Genomic DNA, 7465 nt, shown 5'->3' with positions numbered 1-7465 from the left:
CGGCTCCCCGCCTCCGCGAGCCATTGCGAGTCCCGCACCCGCCTCGCCAGCATCGCCCCCGCGGCGGAGATGTCCTTGGGGGGCAGGCGCAGACCGAAGCGCTCCTGCTCGAGCAGCTCCGCCTGCCAGCCCCCGTAGTTGAGCGCCAGCGGGCGGCTGGAGGCGAGCGCGTCGAAGAACTTGTTGGCGGAGTTGTCCTCCATGCCCGGCACGTCGGTGAAGAGGGACGTGGCGATGGTGGCCGCGGAGAGCACCGCGGGCACCTCCGCCTTCGGCACCGGCGGCAGGAAGAAGAGGTTGCGGTCCTTCACCCCCAGCCGCTCCGCCAGCGCGTGCAGCGCGGGCTCCTCGCTGCCCCGCCCGAGGATGACGAAGCGCACCTCCGCGTCCCGCGCCAGCACGTCCGCGGCGACCCGGACGAGGTAGTCCACGCCATTCACGAGGCCCAGCGTGCCCGCGTACAGCACCATGGGCCTGTCTCCCAGCCACGGGTACTTCCGGCGGAAGGCCTGGCCCTCCGCGGCGGGGACGTGGAAGCGCTCCGGGTCGCAGAGGTTGGGGATGATGGTGATCTTGTCCGGCGACACGCCCGCCGCCTCCACGCCGGCCTTCATCCCCGGCGACAGCGCGACGATGTGCGCCGCGCCCGCGTACGCGGCCTTCTCCAGCGCCTGGGCGGCGAGGATGGCCGGGCGGCTCTTGAGCGCCCCCACGGCGATGGGGATGGCGGGCCACAAGTCCCTCACCTCGAAGACCATGGGCCGCCGGTTCCACTTCGAGGCGACGATGCCGGGCACCGCGATGGTCAGCGGCGTGCTCGTGGCATAGACGACGTCACCCGCGAGCTGCGCGGCCCGGTGCGAGGAGTTGATGGCGAAGTTGCCGAAGGCGCGCATCCGCTCCGGGTAGCTCATCTTCTGGGAGTACGGCACCGGCAGCCAGTGCACGTGGATGCCGCTCTCGTCCGACTCGCGCCAGCCCCGCGCCTCGTTGCCGGGCTGCCGGTCCGACGTCACCATGTGCACCTCGTGGCCCATGCGCACCAGACGGCGCGCGAGCTCGTAGGAGCGTGTCCCGCCCTGCATCGTGGGCGTGGTGAAATACTGATGAAGGTAGATGATTCGCATTTCAGGTGGCTCCTTCGGCAATGGCACCGTCATCCGAGGGGACGTGCTTCCGCGCCAGCCCCGCGGCCATGGTGCAGGTGGACAGCACCATCAACAGGTAGAGGGAGCGGGCGTCGTAGAAGTCGCCGCTGGACTGGCTGCCGATGAGCACCAGCACCACCGCGCCCACGGTCGCCGCGTCGAGCCCGCGGCGGCCCCGGAACGCGGACACCCCCCAGGAGAGCAGCACCAGCCCGAGGAACATCAGCCCCAGCACGCCGCCCTCGCAGAAGACCTCGAGGAAGAGGTTGTGGGGATAGACGCCCAGCCCCAGGCCGGGGAAGCCCGCGAGCCCGGCCCCCATCACCGGGTAGTCGAGCGCGAGCGCGTACGCCCGCGCGTAGAGGACCTCGCGTCCGGACAGGTACACGCCCCCCTCCCCCGAGTCGCCCCCCTGGTACTTCAGGGTCAGCTTGAGGAAGCGCTCCTCCATGGAGTGCGTCAGCGCCTTGCCCAGCGGCGTGAAGGAGATGACGGCGGAGGTCGCGACGGTGGCGAGCAGCGACAGGAGGACGAGCCGGCGCAGCGGGATGCGTCCCACGACGAGGAACGCGAGGACGCCGCCGATGATGGAGAGCGCCCCGCCGCGAGAGCCGGTGAGGATGGCGAGCAGCACGCCGGTGGCCGCCATCGGAATCCACAGCCACGTCTTGCCCCCGCGCCGCCAGAAGTAGAGGGCGCCGAGCGCGAACATCCCCATGAGGCGGGCGAAGACATTGGGGCCGCCGCCCATCACCGCCAGCCGGGCGCCGCCGCCTCCGCCGAGGAACGTGCGCAGGCCGACGAGCGCCAGCAGCCCCGTGGCGGTGACGACGATGGTCCAGAACCCGTCCAGCACGCGGTCCGCGGGCTGCCGGAGCGCGGCGAGGCCCACGCCCAGCGTCATCACCCCGGCCAGGACGACCTCGTAGAGCTTCAAGACGGCGAACTCCGCGTCGGGGGCCCACGCCGCGCTGGCGCACAGGTACCCGAAGAACAGCACCAGCGCCGTCATGAGCCGCGCGTCCAGCCGCGTCTCGCCCGGCCTCGGCGGGCGGTGGGCCGCATGGGTCAGCCCCACGGTGGCGAGCAGGAAGCCGCCCATGACGACCCACAGGCGCAGCTCCAGGAGCGGGTTCGGCCCGGAGGCGTCCTTGGGGCCCAGCCGGTCGAAGCCCCAGCGGCCCGCGAGCACGTAGAGCGCGACGAAGAAGCCCAGCGCCGTGCATCGGAACCAGCTCACGCGCTCCTCCCGTCCGGGCTCAGCCCGCCGTCGGGTACTCGTACTGGTAGATGCCGCTCACCGCGCGGCCCCGCGGCGAGCGCGACACGCCGTTGAAGATGACGCCGCGCGCGTGGACGCCGTTCAACTCCAGCCGCTTCACGGCGGCGGCCACCTCCCGCATCGGCTGGGCGCCCGCGCGCACCACCATGAGATTCACCCCCGCGTGCCGGCCCACGAGCGCCGCGTCCGTCACCGCGAGAATCGGCGGCGTGTCGATGACGACGAGGTCGAACCCGGCCGACATCCACGCCACGAGCGACGCGAACCGGTCGCTCATCAGCAGCTCGGCGGGGTTGTTCGGCGGGGCGCCGGTGGACAGGAAGGACAGCCGCTGGTCGGGGACGGCCTGTATCGCCGTGTCGGGGTCGGCCGTACCGTCGATGAGCTCGGCGAGTCCCGGCGAGCGCTCCGCGCTGAAGCAGCGGTGGAGCCAGCCCCCGCGCAGGTTGGCGTCCACGAGCAGGACGCGCTTGCCGGAATCCGCCAGCACCCACGCGAGGTTGACGGCGATGAACGACTTGCCCCCCCCGGGGCTCGGCCCGGTGATGGCGATGACGTTGTTGGGCGCGTCCTTCATCGCGAACTGGAGGCTGGTCCTCAGGCCGCGAAGGCTCTCGACGACGAGGTCCTGCGGGTGCGTGCGCGCCAGCACGGTGCGCTCGCCGCGCGCCCGGAGCGAGGCGTTCTTCCCCAGGGGGATGGCGGCATAGACGGGCAGCCCGAGCCGTGCCTCCAGCGCCGCGGGGTCCGACACGCCCCGGTGGAGCGCCTGCCGGGTGAACGCGAGCGCCACGCCGAGGGTCAGCCCCAGCACCAGGCTGACGGTGAGGACGCCCGACTGGGACGGGCGCACGGGCTCGCGCGTCACCACCGTCTCGTCGAGGATGCGCGCGTTGCCGACGGTGCTGGAGCGCAGGACGCGGTACTCCTGGGCCTTGTTGTTGAGCTGGAGGTACAGCGCGTTGGCGACGTCCACGTCCCGCTGGAGCTGGGACGCCTTGACGTCCGCGGCCGGCAGCGACTTGAAGCGCGCACCCAGCGTCTTCCGCTCGCTCCTGAGCCGCGCCAGCTTCCGGTCCATGGCCTGCATGAGCGGATGCCGGGGCGTGAAGCGCTGCCGCATCTCCGTGCGCTGGAGCTCGAGCTGGGAGATGGACGCATCCAGCTCGACGCCGCGGTCCAGGAGGGCCTTGGTCTCCTGCTCCAGGTCGACCGTCCCCCGCCCGGCGCGGTGGGCACTGAGGGCCGCCTCCGCGCGCTCCAGCTCCGTCCGCAGGCCGGGGAGCTGGCTGTCGAGGAACACCAGCGCCCGCTCCGCCTCCTCGTTGCGGCGCTCCACGTTCTGGCGGACGTAGTGCGTGACGATGGTCTGGAGCGTGGCGGTGATTCCCTCCGGGTCCGGCCCCTCCAGGGCCACGGTGAGCACGCCGGTGCCGGCGCCCTTCTCGCTCAGACGCAGCGCGCGCTGGAGCGACTCCACCACCAGGAGGCGAGAGCGCCGGCTCACCAGGAACCGCGTCCCCGGGCGGGCCTTGAGCTCCGAGAGGAACAGCTCCACGTGCGGGGACGTGCCCGGCGGCGTCGTGGCGGTCGTCCCTACACGCCCGCTGAGCAGGGGCGCGGAGTCCAGGCCGAGCAGCGTGTACGCGCCGGCCTCACCCGCCACGAGGGTGAGGGGAATGTCCTCCAGCTCCCGGGGGACGACCACCCTCTCCACGCGGATGCGCTCACCGCCCCACGCGTACCCCCCCAGGCCCTCCCACGGCGGAGCGGCGACGTCCGGTCCTTCATGGGCGCGGGCGAGCATCGCGCCGAGGAGCGGGAGGTGCCTCGGCTCGGCCGATACGTCGAGCCGGAGCTCGTCCACCACCCGTCCCAACAGCTCTCGCGAGCTGAGGATCTCCATCTCCGTGGAGACCTCCCCGGAGAAGTCTCCGAACAGCTCCTCGAGCCCGCCCTTGCCGCTGTCCTTCTGCTCGATTTGGAGGATGGCGTTGGCGCGATAGGTGGGCGTGGCGAAGGCCATGTAGCCGGCACCCACCAGCAGACAGATGACGAGCGTGGCGACAATCGACCAGCGATACTCGAGCAGGATGCCCAGGTGGGCTCCGAGATCGAGCTCGTCGTCGGGTGGAAGGCCAGGGCTGGAGCGGGCGACAGCCTTGCCAGGGCTGGAGTGGCTCGTCATTGGGTTCGAAGGATGACTGCATCGTCGCCGATGCGCACCGTCTCCCAGAGCAGCTGAACTGTTGGCTCGATTTGACTGATGATGCGGTTCCAGCGCGTCAAGTCGTGCGCCGATACGAACACGACGTCACGTGGTTGAAGTTGGAACTGCGTGGCCAGCAGGAGCGCGTCCGGCGAGCCGGCATCGAGCTTGTAGATGGAGGGCCGGTCGAAGTTGCCGCGGATGACATAGACCTTGGAGGGATTGGACGTCACCGGGTCGAAGCCCTCGCTGTCGCCAATGGCCTCCGCGAGCGACATGCGCCCCTTCACCATGACGCGCGAGGAGGGCCTGCGCACCTCGCCGAGGACGAAGACCTTGTTCCGGCTCCGGTCGGGGACATGGAGGATGTCCCCGTCCTGGAGGAGCCAGTTCTGGCTGATGTCGCCCTCCTCGTAGAGCGCCTGCAGGTCGATGGTGTACGTCCGGCCCTCCCGGGTGAGCACGACGGAGCGCAGGTCCGCCTCGGGGCCGAGCCCGCGCGCCTGGCTGATGGCGTCCTGCACGCGCAGGGGCACGTCGGTGATGGGAACGGTGCTGGGGGTGGCCACCTCGCCGGTGACCTGGACCTTCTGGCCCCGGAAGCCCGCCACGCGCACGTCGAGCTGGGGCCGCTCGATGACGGAGGTCAGCCGCTGCGTCAGCAGCTCGCGTATCTGCGGCAGCGTCATGCCGGCGACACGGATGACGCCGGCATGGGGGAAGAACATCGTCCCATCGGGGGCCACCGGGTGGCCGCTGGCCTCGGCGGAGCGGAACTCTCCCGCGGGGATGGTGAGCTCGGGGTGGTCGTACACGATGACGCTCAGCACGTCGTGCGGGGCCACCCGGTAGGCGTAGTCCGTGGCGAGCTTCGCCAGCGGGTCCAGCTTCCGCGCGGGCGCCGCCTTCCGACGCGCCTCCAGCTGCTGGCTCAGCAGCGCCGGGGTGATGGAGACAATCTCATACGCGTCATCGCCCGCGTCCGCCTTGCCAGCGTATCGCTCGCGAAAGACACCCTCGTCCATGTGCATTCCGGGGCCCCACGCACACGCGCTCACGCACAGCATCCCGACCACCAGCAGGACGCGCCTCATTGAAGTTCTCCGGACAACCGCGAGCCTCCCCCAGGCTTCCCTGCTCGCTCATCATCCGGCCCTGGAGGGCACTGGCAATCCATGGCGCCGCCCGGATGTCTGACAGGCAATAGGCGACTCAGGGTGGGCAACAGACCACCTGCCCCGCGGGGCAACGCGGACGGTGTCCCGGCGTTACTCGGCGTTCTGGGGAAGCTTCGCGGCGTCGCGAGGCAGTGGCCGGGCCGGCACGCCGACGACGGTGATGCCCGGGGGGACGTCCTTGAGGACCACCGCGCCGGCGCCGACCATCGCGTCCGCGCCCACCGAGCGGACCTTGGTCACCACGGTGCTGCCGATGCCGAGGAATGCGCGCTCACCCACGTGGATACCGGCGCCGACGTTGACGCCAGTGGACAGGAAGACGCCGCGCTCCAGGGTGGTGTGGTGGGCAATCTTCACACCCATGCTGATCATCACGAACTCGCCAATCTGGACGAGGGGCATGATGACCGTTCCCGCCAGGATGTAGATGCCCGCGTCCGGCCGGGGCTTGGAGGCGGTGATGACGGACGCGTGCACGAAGTTGGGCGTCCTCAGGCCCGCGGCGCGCACGCGGTCGAGCAGGCGCGTTCTCACGGCGTTGTTGCCGATGGGGGCGAAGGCGCCCTCGATGCCGCGCTCGCGGAGCCTGGGGAGCTCCTCGGTGGTCCCCATCACGGGCAGGCCAGCGACCGTCGTGCCCTGCATGGAGGGGTCATCGTCGAGGAAGGCGCGCACGTCCCAGTGGCCGTCGGCCTCGAGGTACTCCTTGTAGACGACGCCGTACGAGCCCGCGCCAATGATGACGACGGCAGTCACGGTGTGCCTCCAACCCGGGCCATACCGATGGACCTGGACATCATCGCGTGGCCCTCCCGAGCGACTCCGTTCTGATTCAGCACGGAGAACATGCTCACCGCGAGGGGGAGTGCCGCCCGGAGGGGCGCTCCCGTTGCCGACGTAACAAAGGCTCCCGTGAAACTTCTCGCCCCCGGCAATGCTACGTCCCCTTCGGGTGGGTCGATCAGCCGAGCTCAGTCCGAGTACGTGCAGCGCATCGTGGTCAAATCGAATACAGCGTTGCTCCCGCCACCGAAGTGCACACCCACGTACGGGGGCCGCGACGTCATCACCTGGACCCGCACGGGCTGGGGCAGCTCCTTGAACTTGAAGCTGAAATGATCGGGATGGGCCTGAAACCACGCACGTGCCTGCTCGAACTCGTCCCGTGTGAGCACCCCATCCTGGGAACGCGCGTACGTCCGGGCCCGGGCCTCGCCCTCCACCAGGAGCGCCCTCAACTGGCGCCACTCTCCGAACTGGCGCCCCGCCACGCGAGCCAGGGCCGGCGCCAACGTCACACAGGAGAGCACCAGCAGCCCCGTCAAGATCCGGGTGGCCACCCGCAGGGTGCTCGTCCGGTCGATGAAGCGGGACATGGCCCGCGCCGCCACCAGCCCGATCGCGATGAACAGCCAGCCCGCGAGCGCGAGGTCCACACAGAGGTCCGCGAGGGGGGCGTCGCCCGGGAAGTAGGCCGGTGCTTCCCAGCTTTGATAGAGCACGCCCAGGGCGATGAGCGCGGCACCCGCCAGCCCCGACACGGCGAGCCAGATGCCCAGCAGGAAGGTCATCACCTCTACGCGCGCCGCGCTCGTTCGCACCATGAAAGCCTGCACCATGAAAACCCCCGGAGACGATGCCCCACGAT

General features: G+C 70.5%; 6 protein-coding genes. All 6 read right to left on the bottom strand.

Annotated features, from left to right (window positions below):
- A partial coding sequence (locus HG543_RS25225) for a glycosyltransferase family 4 protein (protein ID WP_169347406.1) occupies positions 1-1127 on the bottom strand: 1127 nt, incomplete at its 3' end.
- Position 1128: 1 nt separating this feature from the next.
- Positions 1129-2388: an O-antigen ligase family protein gene (locus HG543_RS25220; protein WP_169347405.1), complete on the bottom strand. Its 1260-nt coding sequence runs from the start codon at positions 2386-2388 to the stop codon at positions 1129-1131.
- A gap of 19 nt (positions 2389-2407) precedes the next feature.
- A complete protein-coding gene (locus tag HG543_RS25215) occupies positions 2408-4618 on the bottom strand; it encodes a polysaccharide biosynthesis tyrosine autokinase (protein WP_169347404.1) in 2211 nt (736 codons plus the stop codon).
- Entirely contained in the window at positions 4615-5733 is a 1119-nt protein-coding gene (locus HG543_RS25210) for a polysaccharide export protein (protein WP_169347403.1), read from the bottom strand. Before HG543_RS25210 ends, HG543_RS25215 begins: the two co-directional genes overlap by 4 nt.
- A 174-nt stretch (positions 5734-5907) precedes the next feature.
- Positions 5908-6573, bottom strand: a complete 666-nt coding sequence (locus HG543_RS25205; RefSeq protein WP_169347402.1) for a NeuD/PglB/VioB family sugar acetyltransferase — start codon at positions 6571-6573, stop codon at positions 5908-5910.
- A 215-nt stretch (positions 6574-6788) separates the two neighbouring features.
- The gene (locus HG543_RS25200) at positions 6789-7421 is read right to left on the bottom strand and encodes a hypothetical protein (protein WP_169347401.1); all 633 of its coding nucleotides are present in this window, start codon (positions 7419-7421) and stop codon (positions 6789-6791) included.
- Positions 7422-7465 lie beyond the last annotated feature (44 nt).

The organism is Pyxidicoccus fallax, assembly GCF_012933655.1.
Classification (GTDB): domain Bacteria; phylum Myxococcota; class Myxococcia; order Myxococcales; family Myxococcaceae; genus Myxococcus; species Myxococcus fallax.
This window is presented reverse-complemented; position numbering and strand designations above follow the sequence as displayed.